Below are 23327 nucleotides of genomic sequence, written 5' to 3'. Positions count from 1 at the left end.
TCGCGCGCGGTCGCTGGGGTGGCCGGGTCCGTGGAAGAGCGCCGGTCATCCAGACCCTTGAACGGTGGGGTGCGGGCCGGTGGATGGCCAGGCGACCGGGAGGGCGAGTTCGGTCAGGGCCTGGAGGGCGGCTCGGGGGAGTCCGAGGCGCTGCCGGGCCTCGTGGACGGCGGTGAGCTGGTCGGCCGTCTGCGGTCCCCAGTCGAAGAGCTGTACCGCCTGTTCCGGCGTGGCGAGGGCCCGCCGGCAGCGGTAACCGGCTTCCACGGCGGGCCCGAGGCCGGTGAGGGCGGCGGCCCACCGTACGCGGGCGCAGGGGGCGTCGGGTTCTGCCAGATGGCCGACGTAGACCGGATCGGTCAAATGGGCGACTGCGCCTTCGGCGGCGGTGCGGACCAGGGTGGCGGCCACGTCGCCGTCGTCCGCCGGCGTGGGCGGGCCGCCCGGCAGTGCTGCGAGACCCGTGTCCGGGTCGAGCAGGAGCAGGACTCGGCCGTCGGGCGCGAAGAGCCAGCCCGAGCAGGTGCCGACGGGAAGACCGGCGGGGACGGGACCACGATGCAAGGCGGCGTGGTCCCGGGGCCGCGGGGTGCTCAGGGTGCCCGCGCGGTCGAGGACGCCCGGGGCGATCGGGACGCCGTTCTCCAGGATCACCGCGCCGGCGCCGTTGACGCGGGCGCGGAGCGCGGACAGCGCGCGGCGGGCATCGCGGGGCGTCATCAGGTCGGGCAGCCGGGCGGGTTCGACGAAGTCGATCGCCTTGATCTCGCTCTCGGGGAGCCGGATGGCGCCGATCCGTGCGTCGTCCCAGGTGCCGCCGTCGAAGACGTGCAGCAGCTCACCGGGAAACCGTAGCGCCGGCGGTGCGCCCATGGTCTCGCGGGACACCCAGTCGACGCCGAGGCCGCGGTCGACGACAGCGGTGACGCCCAACTCCTCGTGGAGCTCGCGAGAGGCCGCGTGGGCGGGCGATTCGCCCCGGTCGACGGCCCCGCCCGGCAGCAGGCAGGTTTCCAGGTAGTCGACGTGCTGGACCAGGACCTGCCCGAGCGCGTTCGTGATCAGCACGGAGGTGCCGGCCCACAGGGCGGCCGAGGCGCGCAGCGCCCCGTATTCCTCGTCGGTCGGTGCCGGGCCCGAGGGGTCGTCGGGCATGGAGGTCGGGGTCATCGTTCTCCCGTGGGTGAGGGTTCTGCAGGAGGTCAGACGGTGATCCGGTGCGGATCGCCCGGGGCCGGACGGCGGGTGGAGCAGTCGTCCATGAGCCGGGTCCGGTCGGCAGCCGATTCGGGATCGCGGGCGTCCCCGTAACCCAGCAGGCGCGGCGCCCCGGTGACCAGGACGCCCGGGGCGTCGCCGAGTTCGGGCGCGCGGCGGCTGTCCACGGGCCAGGTGGCGGTGACGACCGCGGTGCGGGTGCCGAGGGCGTGGTGCTGAGCGAGGACGCCTCCGGCCGGCAGCGACTCGTCGTCCGGGTGGTGAACACCCCGAGCAGGGAAGGGAGGGAACGGACTCATGCCGGGCTCCTCGGATGAGGCGAGAGGGAGATCATGCCCAGGAGCGCGTACGGAAATGCCGGGAAGATCCGGAGTCGGCCCGGCTCCGTCCCTGCGTCGGGCCGGCGGCCGTGTGGTGCGGTGCCCGGGTCGCGCGGCGGGGAGGGGCGGCTCTGATGGTCCGCCCCAGCCTGCTGCTCCGCCCCAGCCGTACGGCGACGGAAGGCGCGTCATGCACGACGTGGCGCCCGGGGGAAGAAGGCGCTGAACCGGCGACGGGGTTGGCCGACGAAGCGGCTTGTCGGCGGTCCGTGGCGCGCATCGAGACCGGAAGGCCCCTGAGCGCCGGACCTCCCGACGTGGGCCGGCGGGGCCTGACGGGCCGCCGGGCCGAGGCGGCGCCTCTCAAGTCCCCCTCCTCTCCTCTCCTCTCCCGTGGAGTCGCCGCCTGCGGAGGGCCGCGCCTTATCGACCGGCCCTCGTCCCCGATTCCACGCTCGTCCCCGACTCCATGCCCGTCCCCGCTTCCAGGCCCGACGGCGGCCCCGGCCGGTCCCACTCCGGCTTCCGGTCCCGCTCCTCCCGCACGTCCTCCGGGACGGGGTCCGACCGGTGTCCCCGCCGCACCGGCCACCAGATGCCCCGCCCGAGCAGTGCCGCGGCCGCAGGCACCAGCAACAGCGACAGGACGAAGGCCGACAGCAGGATGCCCAGCGCCGTGGCGAAACCGATCTGGCGGGTGGAGGGGTCGGCGTTCACCGCCAGGCTGCCGAACGAGGCGGCGAGGACGACGCCCGCCGTGGAGATCGCCGGCGCCGTGTGCCGTACCGCGCGGGCCACCGCCGCGCGCGCCGTGCCCGGCCGGGCCATCTCCTCGCGCAGCCGGTCGCTGATGAGGATGTTGTAGTCGGTGCCGAGGGCCACCACGAACAGGAACAGGACCAGCGGCAGCACGAAGTTCACGCCCGGCTCGCCGCCGAGGTGCTGGAAGACCAGTGCGGAGGCCCCGAACGTCGCCGCGAAGCACAGCCCGACCGCGAGCATCAGGACGACCGGAGCCAGCAGGCTGCGCAACAGCACGAGCAGGATCAGCGCGATGAGCGCCGCGGCCACCGGGAACACCGTCCGCAGGTCCTCGTCGACCGCCCTGGCCACGTCGGCGAACACGGCTGCCGTGCCGCCCACATGAGCCGTCAGCCCGACCGGTGTGGCCTTCCGTACGGCGTCGCGCACCGGGCCCGCCACGAGGTCGCGGGCGTGTCGGCTCTGCGCGTCCGCCTTCAGGTACATGTCCAGGCGGGCGGCGGTGCGATCGGCGTTGAAGACGGGGTTGCTGACCTCGCCCACGCCGTCGACCCGGGCCAGCGCCTTCGGCAGGTCGCCCAGAGCGGCCGCGTCCAGGGTCCGGCCGCTCTCGGCGGTGACGTACACCGTCGTCGGGTCGGAGACCCCCGGCGGCAGGGCCCGGGCGATCTCCCGCGCCGTCGCCGCGGCCGCCGTCTCCCGCGGGGTCCCACCGGTGCCGAAGTCCATGCGCACGCCCTTCACCCCGACCGCGAGCGCGCCGAGCAGCACGATCGACGCCGTGAGCACGAGCAGCGGGCGACGCGCCACCAGTTCTCCGACGCGGCCGGCCGCACCGGGCCGCTCGGGCTTGCTCAGGCTCCGCGACGGCCAGAACATCCGACGCCCCGCCACCGCGAGCAGAGCCGGCATCAGGGTCAGGCTGGCGACCAGCATCACCAGCACCGACACGGCCACCGAAGGCCCGAGGACGCGGAACTGACCGAAGGTCGCCACGCCCAGCGTGGCGAAGGCCGCCACGATCGTCAGCGCGGCCGATGTCACCGCGGTGCCGACCCGGCCGGCGACGTACGCGGCCACCTCCCGGTGGTCTGCCTCCGGCTGCCTCCTCAGCTCCTCGCGGAAGCGGAACAGCAGGAAGAGGAAGTAGTCGACGCCTATGCCGATGAGGACCGTGCCGATGAGGCTCGGGGTGCCCGGGTCGAGGTCGAAGCCCGTCAGGAGGGCGGCCCCGACGACCGTGCCGGCCGCCGCGCCGCCCACCACGGACACCGCGAACAGCGGGACGAACGCGGCCAGGACACTGCGGAACACCAGCACGTTGATCAGCACGATCAGTCCGACCATCACCAGACCCACCACCGTCTGCGTGCCCTTCTCCGCGTCCGCGCGGTCCACCACGTCCGCCACGCCCCCGGTGAACCCGGTGCGCAGCCCCGCGTCGCCGAACTGCTGCTCGGCACGGTCGTGGAAGGCCCGGTACAGGGCGTGCATCCCCGGGTCGGTCGTATTGCCCCGCAGGCGCGCGCTGAGCAGCGCGAACGACCCGTCCGGCGCGGTCATCGCCGGGACGACCGAGGGGACCTGGGAGTAGTCCTTGGACAGCCCCGGGATCCGCTCCTCGATCAGCGGCATCTCCACGCGTTCGGCACTCAGGCCGCGCGCCACCTCACCCATCCGGCGCCGGTCCGCGTCCGCGAGCGGCCTGCCGTCGCGCCGCGCCACCAGCACCGTCACGGTACCGGCGTCGGCTCTCGCGCCGAACTCGTCCTCGGCGACGCGCAGCGCCGCGGCCGCGTCGTACTCCGAGGGCAGGAAGCCCGCGCTGTCGGTCTGCGTCACCCGGAAGACCAGCGCCTGCCCCAGCACGGACACGAGGATGCCGAGCACGCCCCACAAGGCGATCACCCGCCAGGGTTTGCGGGTCGAGAATCCGGTCAGGGCACGAATCACGGAAGTCCTCCGGTGCGGCTCGGCGAGCGACGGCCGGCGCGGTTGCGTACAACGGGTGCGTACGAGGGATGCGTACGAGGTACGAGGGGCGCCGTGTACCGGGCGGCTCCCGGCACCCGTCCAGGACATCAGCGGTGATCGGCCCGGACCTCGGCGCCGGGAACGAGAATCCGCCTGGGACCACGGCCCCCCACCGTCCCCCGACCGGGAGCCTGCTCCCAGTCCCCGCTCACCCCGGCCCCGGTCCGGAGCCGCACGCGGCGCTGACACAATGGGGCACATGACGGACAAGCCGCAGCTCAGCACGCCACTGTGCGATTCCCGGGTAACCGCACAGGGGGCGACATGAAGCGGCGCGGCGGAACGCGCCCGGGCCGGATACCGGGCACGGTCGACCTGCGGGGCGAAGGCTCGCGTCCGGGCTCTTCGGGATGCCGGGTATGGAGTCAGCACGACGGGCTCGTCGCCGTCGGCGCCGCCGCCGTCGACCTCGTCGGCTTCACCGTCACCAGTCAGATGGACCAGGGCCACGTGCCGGTGGCCGGCTGCCTGGTCGCGGTCGGCGCCTCCCTGCTGCTCGTCGCCCGTCGTCGCGCCCCGCTGTGCGTCCTCGCCGGGGTTCTGATGATGAACCTGTCGCTCAACTGGTTCAGCGCTGTGGGCCAGCATTACGGCGCGGCCACCGTGGTCGCGCTCTTCACCGCCGTACGCCACCACCGTGCCGTCATCGGGGCCCTGGCCGTCGCCGGCTGCGTCGCGATGCTCCAGTTCGTGCATCCGGTACTGCCCGCGCCGTCGCTCCTCGACTTCGTCGCCAACGCCGCGTCCGCGCTGCTCGTCGCGGGCGCCGCCGTCGCCGTCGACCGATGGCAGCGCAACGCCGAGACCCACCGGCGCATGCTCGCCGACCGGGCCGTCGCCGACGAACGCCGCCGCATCGCACGCGAACTGCACGACATCGTCGCCCACCACCTCACCACCATGCAGCTCCTCGCCGGCGGCGCCCGCGCCAACCTCGACCGGTCGCCCGAGACCGCCCGCGAGGCCCTCGTCACCCTGGAGGGCTCCGGCCGGACCGCCCTGCACGAGATGCGCCACCTGCTCGACGTGCTGCGCGCGGGCGACGAGAACGAGGAGGGCGAGGCCACCGCGCCGCAGCCCGGCATCGGCGACCTCGACCGCATCGTCGAGGACAGCCGCCGCGCGGGCCTTCCCACCACCCTCACCACCGAAGGGGACCCGCGGACGCTGCCGCCGAGCGTCGCGCTCGCCGTCTTCCGCATCGTCCAGGAGGCCCTCACCAACGCGCGCAAGTACGCCGGCCAGGGCGCCAAGGTGGACGTCCGCCTCACCTACGCCGCCCGTGACGTGCGCGTCAGCGTCACCGACGACGGCCGGCTCCCCGGCCGTCAGCCTGCCGCGCGCGGCTCCGGCTACGGCCTCATGGGCATGCGCGAACGCGTCGCGCTGCACGGAGGCACCCTGCACGCCGGCCCCGGGGACGGCGGCTTCACCGTACGCGCCAGGCTGCCCCTGCCGGCCGACCACCAGGAGGCGTACGCGTGACCTCGCCCGTGACCGTACTCATCGCCGACGACCAGCCCCTCGTCCGCCGCGGCCTCGCCCTGATGCTCGCTCCTGAACCGGACTTCGAGGTCGTCGCCGAGGCCGCCGACGGGGCGGAGGCGCTGCGACTGGCCCATGAGCACCGGCCCGACGTGGTCATCATGGACATCCGCATGCCCGTCCTCGACGGCATCGCCGCCACCGAGCGCCTCACCGCGGAGCTCCCGTCCTGCCGCGTCCTCGCGCTGAGCACCTTCGACATGGACGAGCACGTGGTGGCCGCCCTGCGTGCCGGGGCCTGTGGCTTCCTGCCCAAGGACATCTCGCCCGAGGACCTGGTCGCCGCACTGCACGTGGTCCGCGACGGCGAGGCGATCCTGGCCCCCAGACTCCTCACACGTCTCATCTCCCGACACGTCACCGCGCCCGCGCACTCCCTCGCACCCCCGGCACCCGCGAACGCCGACGGGCTCACCCCGCGCGAACGGGAGGTGTGGCGGCTCATCGCGACCGGCCTGGACAACGCGGAGATCGCCGACCGGCTCGGCGTCAGCGCCTCCACGGTCAAGAACCACATCACCGGTCTCTTCGCCAAACTCGCCGTCCGCGACAGGGCCCAGGCGGTCATCGCCGCGTACGAGACGGGCCTGGTGTCGGCCCGCCGGGAGGCGTGACGCAGCCGGGTGACCGGCTCCATGGCCGGGGCGTCCCTGCGAAGGCGTCGGGGACGCTCGCTCACGGTTCCCTGTGCGGGCGTCCACCTTCAGGCGTCGATGCGGAGTGTCCCCTCGCCGAGGCCAACGTTCACGTTCACGCTCAGGCGTCGGACCGCCCCCCATGGAGAGAGTGGGCACGCGGCGTCCACACGCGGAAGACCGCCTCAGACCGCCACACGCGGACGACCGCCTCAGACGTCCACCGTCAGACGTCCACGATCGCCGTGCACGACCAGCCCTCCGCATCCGGCCCGATGCGGAGTCCCTCCCAGGAGACGCTTTTCGGCGTGGCTCCGGTGACGTCCACGTCCGTGAGCGCGGCGACCGCCGCCCGCACTTCCAGGCCGCCGTCGTCGGCCGTCTCCACCTCCACGTCCACCGGGACGCGGCCCGCCAGCTCGAACCCGAGCACGATCTCGTCGAGCAGTTCGACCAGCATGTCCTCGTCGCTTCCCGGTTCCAGGAGCAGCCGGTCCACGGCGGTGGGCCGGACGCCCGACACCTCGGCGAAGCACTCGACCACTCCGAGCACCGCCTCCGCCAGACACGCCTCGCGCGTCGAGCCCCATGCCTGTACCCGCGCGTCGGCGGTGTGCGGCACCGATCGGTGGCCGTTCGCGGCCATGTCCACCTCCGCAGTTCTCGCGGGCCTCGCCGGACGCTCCGGGCCCCGGTGCCCGTCGTGTACCCGGCCGGGCAGGACCCACGCGTGGCGCCACCCGTACGGGCGAGGTCAGTGCTCCGCGGGCACCCGGGCGGACCCGGGTGCCAGGCGGCGTCGCCGGTCGCGCCGCTCGCGCGCGTGGCGGTCGAGTTCCTCCATGAGGCGGCGGCCCCGGTGCTCGGGATCGAGTTCGTCGAGGACGCGGTCGAACTCGGCGAGCAGGGAGCCGTAGAGCTGCCAATGGCCGGGCTCCCGCAGGGCGCTGGCCAGGAGCAGTTCGGCCGCGTGGGCCCGGCGGGCGCGGGCGGCCCGCAGTTCGCCCGCAAGGCGCGTCTCGGCCGCCTCGGCGGCCCCGCTGTCCGGGGCCGTGACGAGGACGGCGTAGCTGACGAAGGCGTCGGCGGTGTGCTGGGCCGTCTCCTGCAGGACGAGAGCTGTCGGCCGCGGCAGCAGGGACTCGCCGGCGCGCGCCTTCGCCAGGTCGGTGACGCTGCGGGCCAGGACGCGCAGCACCACGGCGCAGATCTCCAGGGTGTCGAGGCCGGTGCGGAGCATGATGCGGTGCAGCAGGCCCTCCTTGACGCGCGGATTGAACCGCAGGCTGTCCTCGGCCGTGCGGAGCGCGGCGTCGACGTCGGCCACGTCGTTGTCGAGCCGCCGCGCCTCGTACAGCCGGGCCGTGGCGCGTTCCACCGGGGTCGCCCCGGTGAACTCCTCGGACACGTCCAGCAGCAGCCTGCGCATGCGCCGCGCCAGGTCCTCGATCGAGTCGCCCGCGGTGTCCACCCACACGGGCGGGGCGAGCAGCAGATTGAACAGGAGCCCCACGACGGCCCCGATCAGCGTCTCCAGGACGCGGTCCCAGGCGGTGTGGGCGACCTGCGTGACCCCGAGCACCAGCATCGCGCTGATGGCGACCTCGGGAATGAACTCCTCGACCCGCACGAACCGTCCGACGACGAGGGAGGCCAGGATCACGAGGGCGAGACTCCACCAGGACAGCCCGACGATGGCGCTGAACCCGATGGCGATGAGGACGCCGACGACGACGGCGTTGACCCGTCGCAGGCTCGTGGTGAGTGTCGAGTAGAGCGTGACCTGCACGACGAGCAGCGCGGTCAGCGGCGCGGTCAGGGGCGCAGACTCGCTGCTGAGCCAGAGCGCGGCGACGTAGGAGAGCGTCGCCGCGGCCGTGGAGCGCAGCGTCTGCACGACGAAGGGGTCGTGCCGCAACCGCTTGGCCACGTCCGCGTACCGGGCGGCCGGTCCACTGAGCTGTGCCATCTGGTCCCTCCTGCCCTGCGGACGGCGAGTCCACACCGGCCCCTACTCTTGCAGAAAGGTGGTGAAGGATCTTGCAGGGGCGCGAGGCCCGCTGTTTGACTGCCTGGCATGAGCAGCAGCGACAGCGCCCTCGACAACGGTGGCAACTTCGCCGGCGAGACCGACGCCGACATCGATGCCGACAGAAAGATTGACACCGACATCGACCCCGACGGCTCCACCGACACGGACCTCGGCCTCGGCATCGGAGGCGAATCCGACGCCGATGCGGACGAGACCGACCTCGACCATGCCGAAGTCGCCGGCACCGAAGCTGACTACACCGAAGTCGACTACGTCGACGTCACCATCGACCACGACGATGCCGACCACGACGACACCGACTGCGACGACAGCGACATCGACGTCCTCGTTCTCGGAGGCGCCGGGGTCGACACCATCGTGTACGTCCCCGAACTGCCCCTGCCGTACGCCGACAGCCACATGATCCGGCCCGGCATCGAGACCCGGGCCGGACAGACCGGGGACTTCGTCGCCCTGGGGCTGCACCGGCTCGGGCTGCGCACCCATCACCTGGACATGCTCGGCGCCGATCCCGAGGGCGACCTCGTCCGCGCCTTCCACCGGGACCAGGGCATCCCACTGACCGAGGTGCGCCAACCCGCCGGGACGAAGCGGGCCGTGAACCTCGTCGGCCCCGACGGCCGCAGGCTGTCGCTCTACGACGCCACCCGCGGCCACGACGACGACCGGTTGCCCCCGCAGACCGTCAAGGCGCTCGCCGCCCGCAGTGGACACGCCCACGTGTCCCTCACCCAGCCCTGCGCCCACGCCCTGCCCGAGCTGCGCGACTCGGGCGTCACGCTCTCGACCGACCTGCACGACTGGGACGGACGCGCCGCCTATCACGAGCCCTTCGCCCTCGCCGCCGATCTCGTGTTCCTGTCCACCAGCAACCTCGACGACCCCGAGGGCACCCTGCGGGACATCGCGGCGCGCGGCCGCGCCTCCGCGGTCATCGGGACGTCCGGCGCCGCCGGCGCCCACCTCCTCACCGGGCCCGAGGCCGAGCTCGTCCACATCCCCGCCGTCAGTCCGCCCGCTCCCGTCGTCGACAGCAACGGCGCCGGCGACGCCTTCGTCGCCGGATTCCTGTACGCCTGGCTCTCCGGCGCGCCCGTCCTCACCTGTGCCCTGTACGGCTCCGTGGCCGGCGCATACGCCTGCACCGTGCCCTCGACCCGTGCCGATGCCATCGGGCGTGACGCACTCCTGGCGGAAGTGGCTCGGCTGCGCGGTGCGTCGGGCGGTCACTGACGCGCGCGACGGCGGGTCGGGGGCAGACCGTCGGAAGGCCCGCCCGACGCGACGTGCGGCGAAGCCCGATCAGCAGCCTGCGCGGAGGCCCACCGGAGACTCACGCATGCGCACCGGGAGTCGGCCCGGAGATCCGAGATCCGAGAACCGAGAACCGAGATCCGAGATCCGAGTCGGAGATCGAGCGGGAGTTCGGATGGGGGATCCGGCCGGAGAGCCGGCCGACGTGTCCGCCGGCGAGCAGGTCGGCGATCCGGAAGGAGATCCGCGGGGACCCGGTGGAAGCCCGGGGCGGAAATGCCACCCGGCCGCTCCCGGGCGGCTCCCGGCCGCGGGCGGTTGCGCGGCCTACTGTGCCTCCTGACGTGACGCCCCCCACGCGGACGGAGAGGAGCCGGCTCGTGGAGTACGGCAGGTCGGCCGGAGACGTCGGGCCCGCGCCTCCGGAGCGTCCGGGCCCGGCTGACGGCGGGCGGGCCTGGGCGCCGCTGACGGCCGTCTGCGCCGGGTACTTCATGGTGATCCTCGACGTCACGATCCTCAACGTCGCCGTGCCGGTCATCGGCCGGGACCTGTCGGCCTCGCTGACCGGCATCCAGTGGATCACCGACGGCTACACGCTGGTCTTCGCCGGGTTCCTGCTGACCGGCGGCGCGCTCGGCGACCGGCTCGGCAACCGCCGGGTCTTCTGCTGGGGCGTGGTCGTCTTCACCCTGTCCTCGGCCGTCTGCGCGCTGGCACCCGACACCCCCGCCCTGGTGGCCGCCAGGCTGGTGGAGGGCCTCGGCGCGGCCTTGATCGTGCCCGGTTCCCTCGCGCTGCTCCAGCAGACCTACCCGGCGCCGGCCGCACGCTCTCGGGCCTTCGGGCTGTGGGGCTCGATGGCCGGCATCGCGGCCTCGGCGGGACCGTTGCTGGGCGGGCTGCTCGTCTCCACGGTGGGCTGGCGGTGGGTGTTCGTCATCAACCTGCCCGTCGGCACGGCCTGTCTGCTGCTCACCCTCCGGTACGTCGCCGCCTCGCCCCGGAACCCCGGCCGGGCGCTGGACGGGCCGGCGCAGTGCGCCGTCGTCGCCGGGGTGGCGCTGCTGACGGCGTCCCTCAACGAAGCGGGCCGGCGGGGGTGGGGCGACCCGGCGGTCATCGCCGGCCTGGCGCTGGCGGCCGTGTCCGCGGGGGCCTTCGTGCTGCGCGAAAGGACGGCCCGCTCGCCCGCCCTCCCGCTGGAACTGCTGCGCTCGCGGCCCCTGGCCGGCGGCGCGGTCATCGGCCTGCTCTTCAACTTCGCCTTCTACGGCATGGTGTTCACGGCCAGTCTGGAGTTCCAGCAGCAGCGTGGCTTCAGCGCCCTGGAGACCGGACTGGCGCTCTTCCCGGCCGTGGCGGTGACCATGTTCGCGTCCGTCCTGTCGGGCCGGCTCGCCGCCCGCACCGGTCACCGCCCCCTGGTCGTCGCCGGCATGCTGCTGGGAGCCCTGGGCCTGGGCGGCTGGGCGCTCGCCGGGAACGCCACCGCCTACGCCCTGCTCGCCCTCTTCATGACGGCAGCCGGCTTCGGCACCTCCTTCGCGCTCACCGGCACGACCACCACCGTCATGGGCGCCGCGCCGCCCGCGTACGGGGGCGCGGCCTCCGCCCTGTTCAACACGACGCGGCAGATCGGCAGTGCCACCGGAGTCGCACTCGGCGGCAGCCTCCTCGCCACCGCGGGCCACGGCACCGGTGTGCGGATCAGCATGGCCGCAGGCGCCCTCGCCTACCTCGTCGCGGCCGTCCTGGCCGCGCGTGCCGTCCCGCCCGGACCCACGGCCACTGCCCGGAGTTGACGGTCTGCCGACCGGCACGCGGCCGACGCCACGACCCGGCTCGGTTGCGGTGCCCGCCCCAGGTACGCGTACGCGTCTGCCGGACTCTCGTGGGGGTCGAGATCAGGACCGCCCCGACAGCGCGTTCCGCCGACCACATCACGGGTTCCCAGCACTCTTCCCATGCCTTGACGGCCTCGTCGAAGTCCTCCATCTCCTCGAAGTCGTCCTCGTCAGGCTGCTCGGCCGGCAGCGGCCGGACGGTCTCAGGATCGGCACCCTCACGAGGAAACGGCTCGGCCAGCCGGGACAGGTCGGCCAGATCGGCTCCGTCTCCCTCTCACCGCCAGCGACCTCGACGAGCCGCACCGGATACACCCCGTAAGAAGGCCCGGCGCCGCCGGCGCCCATCTTGGAGGAGGAACTCGCGGTACTCCCGGGGGAGCGACACGCCCAGCGCCCGCAGCGTGACGACTCTCGGGACAGCGTGACGGGCTCGGTGCCGGGCCGGCCGTGCCGGTCGGCTCGGCGTCGGCCCGGACGAGGGGCGGTGCAGGTCAGCCGAGCAGAGTGCCCAGCGGCGAGAGCGAGTTGCCGGACAGCGGCAGCTGACCGAGAGCCGGCGCGCTCTGCGTCGCCGCCGCGGGCACGTCCGACAGGTCGCCCGCCGCCGCGGGCCGCGGCGCCGGTGCGTCACGGTCGACGGGGCCGTCGGCCGCGGCCACCCCGGCGGTGCCGAGGGCCACAGCCCCCGCCAACAGCACGCTACCGACAATCCTGGACTTCATGGGTCCACCTTCCGAAGGTCACGACTGGTACGGCGTGACCAACGAGAGGCGCCCCCGGTGAGATGCGCGCCGGGCAGGACGGGATCGGACGAGCAGACGGCGCGGACGCCAGGGGTCGACCAGATCCGGCGCCGCTCACGCGAGCGGCCCACGGCCCCTCGCCGTTCGCGGTCCCGCAGGCCGGCGCGAGGGTCCGTGAGCCGCTCGCCCTTCACGGGCCGGTCGTTCCCCCGGCGAGTAGCCAGCCGGCGGAGCCCGCCCGCAGGGCAGCGAGGGCGCGGGCCCTTCCGCGCGCCGCGGGCGCGTCGTCAGGCGAGGTGCTCGGCGACGAGGTCGGCGAACTCCTCCGGAGTCAGGACCTCGACGCCGAGCTTCTCGGCGGCGGCGGCCTTCGAACTCGGCTTGCCCGAGGGCGAGGAGGCGGCGACCAGGTAGGAGGTCTTCGCGTTGACGCTGCTACCGGCGCGGCCGCCGGCGCGCTCGATGAGCTCGTTCATCCGGGTACGGCCGAAGCCTTCCAGGCGGCCGGTCATCTTCCCCGTGACGACGACGGTCCGGCCCGCCAGCGGTCCCTCGCCCAGGGCCGGGGCGGCGACGCCGGCCTGCCCGGGTTCGGACATGTTGACGCCCGCCGCGATCAGCTTGTCGACAACCGGGGCGAGAGCGGCGAGTTCCGCCACCACGACGGGGGCCTTCTCGGGGCCCATGCCCTCGACGGCCTGGATGTCCTCAGCGGTCGCCCGGCGGATCGCGTCCATGGTGCCGAAGTGCGCGGCGATCCGCCGCGACATGCTGCGGCCCGTGCCCGGGATGCCGAGTGCGCAGAAGACGCGGCTGAGCGGACGGGTCCTGGCCAGGGCCAGCTGCTCGACGAGCTTCGCACCGCGCTTGGCGCTGCCCGAGGCGGCGGTCAGCTGCTCCTCGGTCAGGACGAACAGGTCGGCCACGTCCCCGACGAGCCCGGCGTCGATCAGCGCCTTGACGTAGGTCCTGCCCAGGCCGTCGATGTCGAGGATGTCCCGGCCGGCGGCGTACCCGATCAGCGGGGCGAGCGCGCACGTGGTGCCCTTCGCGCACCGCCACCGCTCCTGGCTCCTGTCGATGGGGCCACCGCAGTGGGGGCACGCGTCGGGGAGCGGGACCGGCACGGCACCTTCGGGACGGAGCTCCACGACCGGGGCCTGGACGCGGGGGATGATGTCGCCGGCCTTGTAGACGGTGACGGTGTCCCCGATGTGCAGGCCACGGCGGGCGATGTCGGCCGGGTTGTGCAGTGTGGCCCGCGCGACCGTCGACCCGTCGAGGTCGACCGGAGTGAGGACGGCGGTCGGGGCGAGCACACCCGTGCGTCCGACCTCCCAGACCACGTCTTCCAGCACGGTCTGCCGCTCGACGGCCGGGAGCTTGTACGCGATCGCCCAGTACGGGAAGCGGCTGCCCAGCCCGGCCGCTTCCTGCTCGGCGGCGCTGTTGGCCTTGACGACCACGCCGTCGATACCGAAAGGAAGCCCGGCGCGCAGCGCGGCGATGGCCTCCACCCGCGCCTGGGCCTCGGCGATCGTGTCCACCACGCACAGCCCTGCGGGGGTCGCCGCCGTGGTCTGCACGCCGGCCCCGGCGACGGTGGCCAGCACCTCGGCGTGCGTCGCCCCGACGGGCAGGAACGATTCGGCGTCCAGGTCGACCGCGCCGTACGCCCAGAACGTCATCTCCAGGCGGTAGGGCCGGTCCTTCGCCCGCAGCGTCCCGGCCGCGCCGTTGCGCGGGTTGGCGAACAGCGCCGCCCCGAGCGCGGCGCGTACCTCGTTCGCGGCCTCGAACTGCGCGTGGGTGAAGAGGACCTCGCCGCGGGCCTCGAAGGTCACCGGCTCGGCCAGCACCTCGGGCAGGCCGACGATGCTGCCGATCACGTGGCTGACGTCCTCTCCGTGGGTGCCGTCGCCGCGGGTGATGATCTGCACCAGCCGGCCGCCGCGGTAGCGGGCGGCGACGGCCGCGCCGTCCAGTTTCGGTTCGACCGTGAAGCCGCCCTCGGCCTCGCGTCCCAGGCGACGCGTCAGCGACGCCGCCCAGCCGGTCAGCTCCTCGGGGCTGAACACGTTGTCGAGGCTGAGCAGCCGGGAGGTGTGCGGGACGTCGCCTTCCGGGGCGGCCCCGTCGGCGACCAGCCCGGTCGGCGAACCGGCCGTCTCGCTCGGGTGCTCCGCCTCCCACTCCAGTACGGCGCGGCGCAGTGCGTCGAAGGTCGCGTCGTCCATGGGGCTGTTCCCGCCGCCGTAGTAGGCACGAGACGCCTCACGCAGCAGGCCGAGTGCGGAGGCGTGATCGGCGCTGGTGGACAGGGCAGGGGACGCCTCAACGGCGAGAGGTGCGGTCATGCACGCATCATGTCGTGAGGGTCTGACAATGCACGGGTGCCGCCCGGGGACCCTGGACGGCATCGCGTGGGGAGACCACCCGTCTCCTGGCTCCGCTCTCGCCCCGTCCGGCGGGGCCCCGCGGACCGGAACACCGCCGGCCGTCGGTCGGGCTCGGGGTCCCGTCCTCGCACCGGTCGACGTCGACGCGCTCGACGGTGTGCCGACCGCGCCGCACCACCCGGAGCCCGGGCCCCGGTCAGGCGGGGGCCCGCCCGGTCGCGGACGGAAAGGGTTCCCGCCCGAGGCGGTCGCCGAGCCGGTCATTATGCTCCGGCACCATGACCAGCGACCTCGGATTCACCTGTACGTGCTGTGGAAACCACCACCCCGAGCTGCCGATGAACTACACGGCGGAGGCTCCGGCGGTGTGGGATCCGGCCTTTGCCGGCGCCGACGACTGCGTCCTCTCCTCGGACCAGTGTGTGGTCGGTGGGCAGCACTACTTCGTGAAGGGCCTGATCGAGATACCGGTCGTCGACAGCGACGAGGTGTTCTCGTGGGGCGTGTGGGTGTCGCTCAGCCGCGAGAACTTCTCCCGTGCCGCGGAACTGTGGGACCGGCCCGGACGTGAGGCGGAGGAGCCGTACTTCGGCTGGCTCACCACCGACCTCCCGGTCTACTCGCCCACCACCCTCAACCTGAAGACTTACGTGCACACCCGGCCCGTCGGGGAGCGCCCCTTCGTCGAGCTGGAGCCCACCGCCCATCCCCTCGCCGTCGAACAGCGCACGGGAATCACCCTGGACCGTGTACGGGAGATCGCGGCGGCCGTGCTCCACGAGGGCACCGGCGAACAGCGCTGAGGCCGGCCCCCGCGACGTCGCCGGTTCAGATCGCGCCCGCCGACCGGAACCGCAGAACACGGAGGAGCGCGGGGCCGTGACCGTGCGGGAGGGCCCGCGTCGCTCGCGGCGGCGCCTGCGCACGAGCGACACCCCCTGGGCCGCTCAGCGCATCGCCGGGCCGGCGGCGGGCGGGGGAGACCTGGGCGCACGCGGGGCACGTCGGGCACCCGGCGTCTTCGCCGCGGTCAGCCCTCGTCCGATGCGGCTGGCGCGGGCGCTCGGGGCGGCCCGTGAGCTGCCGACAGGCGTGGGCCACCGGCCGGGACACCGGAGCCGGGCCTGCCGCGCGGCGATGCCGCCTGGCAGCAGGCCCAGCCTCGGCTCAGGACCAGGACGCCGCCACCAACGCCCGCTCCGCGGCCGCCAGATGGACGGCCGAGGCGAGCCAGGCGCGCGTGTACCCGTCGGCCGAGGCGTCCGTCAGGCGGCCGAAGGCGTCACGCGGGCGACGGCCCGCCTCCGCCGTCAGGGCCTGCGCGAGGTGCGCCGCGCCGCCGAGGCCCGCCCGGGTCAGCCGGGCGACGAGCGAGGCCGCGTCCGTGCCGCGGCCCGACTCCGCCAGGGCCCGCCGCCCGCCCGCGACGCCCGTCTCCAGCAGGCGCCGCACCCGCCACAGCGGCGCGTCGGCCAGCGGGTCGGGACCGACCGGCACCGGCCCGCCGGCCGAGGCCCCCGCCGTCGCGCGGGGAAAGTGCTCCCCTTGGAGCCGGTCGTAGCCCAGGTCGGCGTGGCCCTTCCACTCCTCCGGCAGCCGCAGGGTGGCCGCCGCAGCCGGCACCGGTCCGACCGCCAGCGGCCGGAGCGTCGCCGCCCGGTCCAGGTCGGGACGGCCGAGCACGCGCAGCGCCAGGCCCGGGTGTTCGGCGATACGGCGCAGGTTGACGGCGTGCGGCAGCTCCGGGTGGGGGTGTGCGGCGCGGAGCCGCAGCACGGGCCCCTCCCCGGCGACGCGTACGACGACGCTGTCGCCGGCCGCACCGATCACCTCGACGTCGCAGCCCAGCAGCCCCGTCGCCGCCCTGCCGGGGTCACCCGCCCCGCCGGCCTCGGCGAGCACGGCGGCCATCGCCTCCTGCACCGGCCGGGCGAACAGGGCGGCGGCGGGCTCCTCGGACCAGTCCACCCCGCGCAGCGGGGTGGCGCCGACGCCCCGTCCCGCCCCGAGCCGCCCGTCCGGGGACACGGTCGCACCGACGATCCGCAGACCCCCGCGCGCCAGCCCGGCGTGGTCCAGGACGGCGCCGCCGAGCGCCACGGACGCCGAACCCGCACCCTTCACCCGGGCGAGACCGCCGGGCCGCACGTCGGACACCGTGTACGCGGCGCCGTCCGCGCCGATCAGATGGGTCGAGACGCCCGCGTACCCGGTCGCGGACAGCACCGGCTCCCGGCACAGGCCGTACACCCGCAGGCTGCCGCCCTGTTCGTAGACCCGGCGCGCGGAGCCCGCCGCACCGGCCCCGGCCGATCCGGAGGCCAGCAGGGCGGCACCGGCCAGCAGCTCGCGGAAGGCCTCTGCGAGGTCGCCGAGGCGCTGCCCCTGGCTCCGCTCCCGTGCGGCCCTCAGACCCCTGACCACACGCAGCGCGGCGGCCTCGGCGCGCGGCAGCCCGGCGAGCCGCGCGGTGTGGGCGGCGCGGAGCAGCTCGGCCTGCACCACCGCGCCACCCGCGCCGACTCCGGCGGACAGGGCCTCGGCGGCGGCGTCCCACAGCGCCGCGGCGGCGCGGACCTGCGCCGGGGTGAGGGCGACGGCCGCGGCCGCCCCGGCGTCGCCCGGAGGCAGCGCCACGTCGGCCGGGGGACGGCCGCCGCCCGCGGGTGCCACGGCGGACGATCCGGCCGGCGTCCCGGACCCGGTGCTCGCCACACTGCCCGCGGGGGTGGGAGGACCCTCCGCCTTCCCGTATCCCGTCACAGCCCCCGCGCCCGTGCCCGGACCCGAGGCCGTACCCGCGGCTGAGCCCGACGGGGCGGCTCCGTCCGTGTCCGGGGCCTCGCCCCCGCCCGCCTCACCCTCCCCGTCGGCGAGGGGGGCCGCGCCCAGAACGGCGGCACGGTGCAGGCAACGCGGAGCCAACAGGCAGGTGCACAGGGCCTGTTCCGCGCTCGTGACGGTGCCCGACGGGCCGGGGCGCAGCGTGACCGTCGCGTCCTCGCCGAAGCAGACCTCGACCGATCCGTCGGCCGCGGCCGCTGCGAGGCCGGCGCAGCCCGCGATCGCCGCGTCGAGCTTCTTGCGGAGCCGCGCGCTGAGCTGCTCCACGGCATCGGCAACGACACCGGGCGCGACAGGAGGCAGGAGTTCGGTGCTCAACGGGCTTCTCCACGGAGGCGGTCGCCCACCCAGCGGGCGAGGGCGAGCGGACTGAGGGCCGCCACCGGCATCCCGGCCGCGACGAGTTGGCGTGCCACCGCCACCGAGTAGCGCGGTGTTCCACGGTCGTCGAGGGCCGCGCAGCCCAGCAGATGCGCGCCGGAGGACGCCAGGGCGCGTACCTCGCCCAGCAGCCCGCCGAGCGGCGCGCCCTCCTCGAAGTCGCTGACCACGACGACCAGCGTGCGGCTCGGCACGGTGATCAGCGAACGCGCGTGCGCCAGACCGGCCGCGATGTGCGTACCGCCGCCGACCTTGACCTCCAGCAACAGCGACAACGGATCCTCGACCCGGTCGGTCAGGTCGATCACCTGCGTGGAGAAGGCCAGGAAGTGCGTGGACAGGGTCGGCACCCCGCCCAGCACCGCGGCCGTCAGCGCCGACCAGATCACCGAGGCCTCCATCGAGCCGGAGACGTCGACCACGAGGATCAGACGCCAGTCCGCCTCGCGGTTCGCCCGGGTGCTGAACAGCGGGCGCTCCGGCACGACGACGAGCCGGCCGTCCTCCATGCGGCGGGTGTGGGCGAGATTGGCCCGCAGCGTACGCGCCAGGTCGAGCCGCCCACCGGGCCGCCGGGTGGGGCGCGGGGTGGCCAGGCCCGAGAGCGCCGGGCGCAGCCGGGTGGCCAGCTCCCGGGCCAGCTCGTCCACGAGTCGCTTCACCAGCGGCCGCAGTCGGGCCAGTTGGGCCTCGGGCAGGCCGCCGGCCAGGGACAGCACCGAACTGAGCAGTTCCACCGAAGGCCGTACCGCCGCCGGGTCGAGCTGCGCGAGTACGTCGGTGCGGCCCGCGTCGGCGGCCTCCGCGAGCACCTCCTCGCGTACGTCGGCGCCGAAGAGGGCCTCCAGCTCCTGCGCCCACTCCCTCGCCGTGGGGAACGACGGGTCCTGGCCGCCGCCCTGACCGGACGCGCCCCCGTCGAGGTCCTGCGCGCCCTCGCCGCGACCGCGGCCGTAGAGCTCGTCCAGCGCGTGGGCGTAGCGGCGCGCGTCTCCCGTGAGCCGGTCCTTGTGGCGGCCGAGGAGCAGCCGCCAGCGGTCGGTGCGGCCGAGCCGACGGTCGGCGCCGGCCGCGGTCGCGGTGTCCGCCGAGGCCGCGTCGGCGACCTCACCGGTGGGCGCCGGGTCCGCGGACCCGGGATGGAGCCCATCATCGGCGGGGGCGGGTGCCGCCTTGGGCCGGAGACCGTCTGCAGCGTCCGTGCCCGGCAGGCCGAGGGCCTTCAGCGCGGCCGATCCGGCCGCGTCGGCCGCCGCCCACAGGCCGAGCAGCTCCGGTGGGGCGTCGAGCGACAGGTCGAGCCGGTCGCCGAGCCGTTCCGTCACGGTGGTGAGCAGCCGGTCGCGCGCGGCCGGTGCCAGGGTGTCGAAGCCGCCGCGCAGGGCAGGCAGTCGATCGAGGAAGTCCCGGTCGGCGAGCTCGTCCACCCGGTCCAGGAGAGGGGTGAGCGCGTCCGGTGAGGCCTGCAGCAGGGGTCCTGCCGCGGTGAGCACTCCGGCGAGACGCTTCGTCAGCGCCCGGCGCGCGTCGGGAGTCGTGGCCCCGTCGATCCAGCCGGCCGTGCGCTCGCCCAGGCCGGACGCGTCGTCCAGGTCGAGCAGCACGCGCACGGCCAGGGCGGCTCCCTGGACGAGCGGGGAGCCCTCGGCGGAAAGCCCGGCGAGGGCCCGGTCCAGCCGGAGGCCCAGATGACGTGCGGCCGCCCGGTCCGCCAGCGCCACCAGCGCCCCCGCATCGGCGACGCTGTCGCTCCCGGCGAGACCGGGAAGGGAACGGACGGCCGCCTCCAGCAGCTCCTCCGAGAGCGCGCCGGCCGTGCTGCGGGTGTCCTGCGTCGTGCCGGGGTAGTGACCGCGCCGCAACCCCTCCAACAGGTCCAGGGCCTGGAGGAGCACGGGCAGATCGGCGCTCTGGGGCAGCACCGCGGAGGCCTCGAGGAGCCGCGCCTCGACCAGGTCGGGCAGGTCGCAGCGCGCCGCGGCGGTCAGACCGGCCAGGATCCGGTCCGGGGTGGGGCCGCCCTCGGCGGCGTCGCGGCGCGCGGCCGCGGTCAGCGTGCCGGCCGCGGCCTGGGCCGCGGTGACGCCGCGTACGCCCGCGAGGTCGAGGCGCGCCGGTACGGACGGCGTCCACGTCGCACGCCATTTGGTGCCGAGCGCCGTGCCCTCGCCCGTACTCGCCACGGCGAGGGGTTCGCCGTAGGAGGCCCCGATGACGAGCAGGCGCTGGAGCAGCACCTCGCGGCGGCCGTCCAGCGGCGAACGGAGCGGGTCGAGTCGCAGGTCGCGGCGGTCGGGGTCGTCCGGGCGGGGCAGCCGCAGCTCCTCGAGCTCGGCCTCCACCGAGGGGCCGAGCCCGGACCGGGGCGTGTGCGGGCCGAGCCGGCCGCGTGCGCCACCGACGAACACGGCTTCCAGCGCTCGGGCCAGGGCCCGGCCCCGGCCCAGGGGCTCGCCCTGACCGAGGACGGTGGTGACGGCCTCGAGCAGTTCGCCGCGGCCGGGCGCCGGCAGTCCGCGCAGGGTGGCCAGGTCGCAGGCCAGCCGGAGGGTCTCGGCGGCCTCGCCGGTCCCCGCGGTGTGACCGGCGCGGCGCATCTCCCGGCACAGGCCGGTCACCGCGTCGGCGGCCGCCTCACGGATCCGTTCCGGGTCGCCTGCGGCCGTGAGCACGGCCTGCTGCCACAACGGGTCGCGGATGCCCGCGGGGTAGCCGGACCGGGAGTCGAGCAGGTCGAAGGAGTACGGGACGAGCGAGGTCACGGCCGAACCGCGGTCCTCCGCAGGAGCGATGCGCGCAGCAGCCCCGGAAGCGCCGCCGGAGGCCGCCCCCGAGTCGGAGGCCGTGCGGGAGCCGGAGCCGGAGCCGGAACCGGAACCGGAACCGGAGCCGGAGCCGGAGCCGGAGCCCGAGTCCGAGCCCGTGCCCGAGTTGGAGCCCGAGTCCGAGCCCGTGCCCGAGTTGGAGCCCGTGCCCGTGCCGGCGCCGGAGGCCGTGCCCGTGCCCGTGCCCGTGCCGGAGCCCGAGCCCGAGATGGAGCCGGAGCCCGTGCCCGTGCCCGACGCAGCTCCCGCGTCGGCATCCGCCACGGCGGGTGCGAGGGGCGCGGACCCGGTGAGTGCCGGCGTCTGGGGTGCGGGTGTGTGCGGTGCGGTGGCGTGGAGGGCGGGCGCGTGGAAGGCGCCGACCACGGCTGCCACTCGCCGCCCGCCCGCCGCGGCGGAGGCGATCACCTGCCGCATCCGTTCCTCCCGCGCCAGGTCGGTGGCGGGTACGGCGCCATCGGTGCGCAGGGCCCAGCCCACGCCGAGTGCGGCGCGGCGCACCGCCTCCGGGGTGCACCCCGGAGCGAGGACCTCCACCGCCCGGTCCCACAGGTCGTCTCCGTCACGGCCGGTCCCGGCGGCGGCGAGCGCCTCGGCGTACGAACGGCGCCCCTGCGCGGTCCCGTCGAAGGGGCCTGAGGAGAGGCCGTCGCCGTCACCCCGGCCGTCGTCCAGGCCCGGGGCGGGCACCTCCGGCACTCCCGAAGGCTCCAGGCCCCCCGGACCCCCCTTCGGGACGCCCGGCGTCTGCGAGGCTCCCGCGTCACCCGCGTCACCCGCGTCACCCGCGTCACCCGCGTCACCCGCGTCACCCGCGTCACCCGCGTCACCCGCGGCCGCCCCGGCGTCGGGGCTCGCGGGCTCGCTCCGCTCCGGCTCGCGCACCGGACCCGGGGCCTCGGCGGACCAGCCCGGGTGGCCGAGGGGAAGGTCGCAGCACACGACCTCCACCCCGCGCCGCCCGGCCCAGCGGATCGCCGCGAGTTCCGGCGAGAAGTCCGCGAAGGGGTAGAACGACAGCTGTCCGGCCTCGCCCGCCCCGGCCAGGGCGACCGGGGCCACGGTCTCGGGGTCCGCGAGGTGTTCCAGCCAGGGCTGGAAGTCGGCCGGCAGCTCGACGCAGACGACCTCGGCCCGCGCCTCGTCCAGCAGGGCGGGCACCACCGCGGCGAGAGCCGGGCTGTGATGGCGCACCCCCAGCAGGTACGGCGTGCGCGAGGCGGCCAGCGCGTCCACCGCCGCTCGTGGATCGACGGCCGTCAACGCAGGCTCCCGCGCAGGTCCCAGAGCCGGCGCCACATCGCCGAGCCGTTCTCGGCGCGGCGGCGTACCGGGCCGTCCCAGTAGCCCAGCAGCCGCGCGTGGTCGGCCGGGTCGTCCTTGCGGACGACGCCCAGCAGATGGCCCGGAAGCAGGTCGAGCACGTCACCGCCCGGCAGGTAGGCGGCGGCGACTCCCAGGGAGGCCGCCACCTGAACGGCCTCGGCGGTGGACATGACCGTGCCGGGCCGCTCCACGTCCCAGCCCTCGGTGGAGCGACCGGAACGCAGGTCGCGGAAGACGGTGACGAGGGCGTCCAGGACGGCGTCGTCGACGGCGAAGGCCGCGCCCGCGCGCTGTACGGCGGCGACCGCCTGGCGGCGGATCAGGACCGCTTCGGCGTCGGCGTCCGCGATCGGGTCCACGGTCTCGAAGTTGAAGCGGCGCTTCAGGGCGGCCGACATCTCGGAGACGCCCCGGTCGCGCAGGTTGGCGGTGGCGATGACGGTGAAGCCGGGAGTGGCACGGACGACCGCGTCCTCGGTGGCGGTCAGTTCGGGCACGCTGATCCGCCGGTCCGACAGGATGGAGACGAGGGCGTCCTGGACCTCGGGCAGGCAGCGTGTGATCTCCTCGACCCGCACGACACGGCCGGCCCGCATCGCGGCGAGGACGGGGGAGTCGACCAGCGCCTGCGGGGTGGGGCCCTGGGCGAGCAGCAGGGCGTAGTTCCAGCCGTAGCGGAAGGCCTCCTCGGTGGTGCCCGCCGTCCCCTGCACGGTCAGCGCGCTGGTGCCGCTCACGGCGGCCGCGAGGAGCTCCGACAGCATCGACTTGGCCGTACCGGGCTCACCGGTGAGCAGCAGCCCGCGCTCTCCCGCGAGGGTGACCACACAGCGCTCGACCAGGGCGCGTTCGCCGACGAACTTCGGGGCGATCGCGAGCTTCGACGGGAGGTCCGGCCGACGCTCCGGCAGGGTCAGCTCCCTGCCGTCGCTGCCGCAGACGAAGGTGACGACCGCGCGCGGCGTGAGCGCCCAGCCGGGCGGACGCGGGCCGGGGTCCTGTGCGGCGAGGAAGGCGAGCTCGGCGGCGTGACGTTCCTCGGCCGGCCGGCCCTGCCGGACGGGGGCGGTCTCTTCGGTGACGGTCATGGGGGTTTCCTTCGTAGGAGTTCGACATGCGGGCGTACGGGGTGGGGGCG

General features: G+C 75.0%; 15 protein-coding genes. 5 read left to right on the top strand and 10 right to left on the bottom strand.

All coding sequences use genetic code 11. The features are described 5' to 3' along the window. Positions 1–45 precede the first annotated feature (45 nt). The 3 genes from ACGF1Z_RS12375 to ACGF1Z_RS12365 form a co-directional block, all read right to left on the bottom strand. The gene (locus tag ACGF1Z_RS12375) at positions 46–1170 is read right to left on the bottom strand and encodes an NUDIX domain-containing protein (RefSeq protein ID WP_393002842.1); all 1125 of its coding nucleotides are present in this window, start codon (positions 1168–1170) and stop codon (positions 46–48) included. Between the two features lie 32 nt (positions 1171–1202). Then, positions 1203–1517, bottom strand: coding sequence for a hypothetical protein (locus tag ACGF1Z_RS12370; protein WP_393002840.1), 315 nt, complete (start codon positions 1515–1517; stop codon positions 1203–1205). Between the two features lie 444 nt (positions 1518–1961). Continuing rightward, the gene (locus tag ACGF1Z_RS12365; RefSeq protein ID WP_393002838.1) at positions 1962–4253 is read right to left on the bottom strand and encodes an MMPL family transporter; all 2292 of its coding nucleotides are present in this window, start codon (positions 4251–4253) and stop codon (positions 1962–1964) included. Positions 4254–4598: 345 nt separating this feature from the next. Between ACGF1Z_RS12365 and ACGF1Z_RS12360 the strand changes: the two genes are divergently transcribed. Then, positions 4599–5819: a sensor histidine kinase gene (locus tag ACGF1Z_RS12360; protein ID WP_393002836.1), complete on the top strand. Its 1221-nt coding sequence runs from the start codon at positions 4599–4601 to the stop codon at positions 5817–5819. After that, positions 5816–6493, top strand: a complete 678-nt coding sequence (locus ACGF1Z_RS12355; RefSeq protein WP_393002834.1) for a response regulator — start codon at positions 5816–5818, stop codon at positions 6491–6493. Before ACGF1Z_RS12360 ends, ACGF1Z_RS12355 begins: the two co-directional genes overlap by 4 nt. A gap of 247 nt (positions 6494–6740) precedes the next feature. Here ACGF1Z_RS12355 and ACGF1Z_RS12350 read toward each other — a convergent pair whose 3' ends face one another. Both ACGF1Z_RS12350 and ACGF1Z_RS12345 read right to left on the bottom strand, forming a co-directional pair. After that, positions 6741–7160 carry an archease gene (locus ACGF1Z_RS12350; RefSeq protein ID WP_393002832.1) on the bottom strand — a complete coding sequence of 140 codons (420 nt, stop codon included), beginning with the start codon at positions 7158–7160 and terminating at the stop codon, positions 6741–6743. Positions 7161–7268: 108 nt separating this feature from the next. Next, complete coding sequence (locus ACGF1Z_RS12345; protein WP_393002830.1) at positions 7269–8483, bottom strand: aromatic acid exporter family protein; 1215 nt, start codon at positions 8481–8483, stop codon at positions 7269–7271. Between the two features lie 348 nt (positions 8484–8831). On the opposite strand from ACGF1Z_RS12345, the gene ACGF1Z_RS12340 reads away from it, so the two are divergent. Together ACGF1Z_RS12340 and ACGF1Z_RS12335 are read left to right on the top strand one after the other, a co-directional pair. Then, on the top strand, positions 8832–9800 hold the full coding sequence (locus tag ACGF1Z_RS12340; RefSeq protein ID WP_393004139.1) for an adenosine kinase: 969 nt from the start codon (positions 8832–8834) through the stop codon (positions 9798–9800). A gap of 401 nt (positions 9801–10201) precedes the next feature. Beyond that, positions 10202–11626: an MFS transporter gene (locus tag ACGF1Z_RS12335; protein WP_393002828.1), complete on the top strand. Its 1425-nt coding sequence runs from the start codon at positions 10202–10204 to the stop codon at positions 11624–11626. 536 nt (positions 11627–12162) lie between these two features. Here the strand turns inward: ACGF1Z_RS12335 and ACGF1Z_RS12330 are convergent. After that, positions 12163–12393, bottom strand: a complete 231-nt coding sequence (locus ACGF1Z_RS12330; RefSeq protein WP_393002826.1) for a hypothetical protein — start codon at positions 12391–12393, stop codon at positions 12163–12165. 308 nt (positions 12394–12701) lie between these two features. After that, the gene (gene ligA / locus ACGF1Z_RS12325) at positions 12702–14771 is read right to left on the bottom strand and encodes an NAD-dependent DNA ligase LigA (RefSeq protein ID WP_393002824.1); all 2070 of its coding nucleotides are present in this window, start codon (positions 14769–14771) and stop codon (positions 12702–12704) included. A 320-nt stretch (positions 14772–15091) separates the two neighbouring features. Between ligA and ACGF1Z_RS12320 the strand changes: the two genes are divergently transcribed. Beyond that, a complete protein-coding gene (locus ACGF1Z_RS12320) occupies positions 15092–15616 on the top strand; it encodes a DUF2199 domain-containing protein (protein ID WP_393002822.1) in 525 nt (174 codons plus the stop codon). A 364-nt stretch (positions 15617–15980) separates the two neighbouring features. On the opposite strand, the gene ACGF1Z_RS12315 is transcribed toward ACGF1Z_RS12320, so the two are convergent. From ACGF1Z_RS12315 to ACGF1Z_RS12305, 3 genes are read right to left on the bottom strand one after another with little or no spacing between them, the layout of a single operon-like run. Further along, complete coding sequence (locus ACGF1Z_RS12315; protein ID WP_393002820.1) at positions 15981–17975, bottom strand: hypothetical protein; 1995 nt, start codon at positions 17973–17975, stop codon at positions 15981–15983. Further along, positions 17972–22126, bottom strand: coding sequence for a DUF5682 family protein (locus ACGF1Z_RS12310; protein WP_393002818.1), 4155 nt, complete (start codon positions 22124–22126; stop codon positions 17972–17974). The genes ACGF1Z_RS12315 and ACGF1Z_RS12310 overlap by 4 nt, the downstream gene beginning before the upstream one ends. Then, positions 22123–23277 carry an AAA family ATPase gene (locus ACGF1Z_RS12305; protein WP_393002816.1) on the bottom strand — a complete coding sequence of 385 codons (1155 nt, stop codon included), beginning with the start codon at positions 23275–23277 and terminating at the stop codon, positions 22123–22125. Before ACGF1Z_RS12305 ends, ACGF1Z_RS12310 begins: the two co-directional genes overlap by 4 nt. Positions 23278–23327 lie beyond the last annotated feature (50 nt).

It is taken from the genome of Streptomyces sp. NPDC048018, from assembly GCF_043202995.1.
In the GTDB taxonomy this organism is placed as follows: Bacteria; Actinomycetota; Actinomycetes; order Streptomycetales; family Streptomycetaceae; genus Streptomyces.
This window is presented reverse-complemented; position numbering and strand designations above follow the sequence as displayed.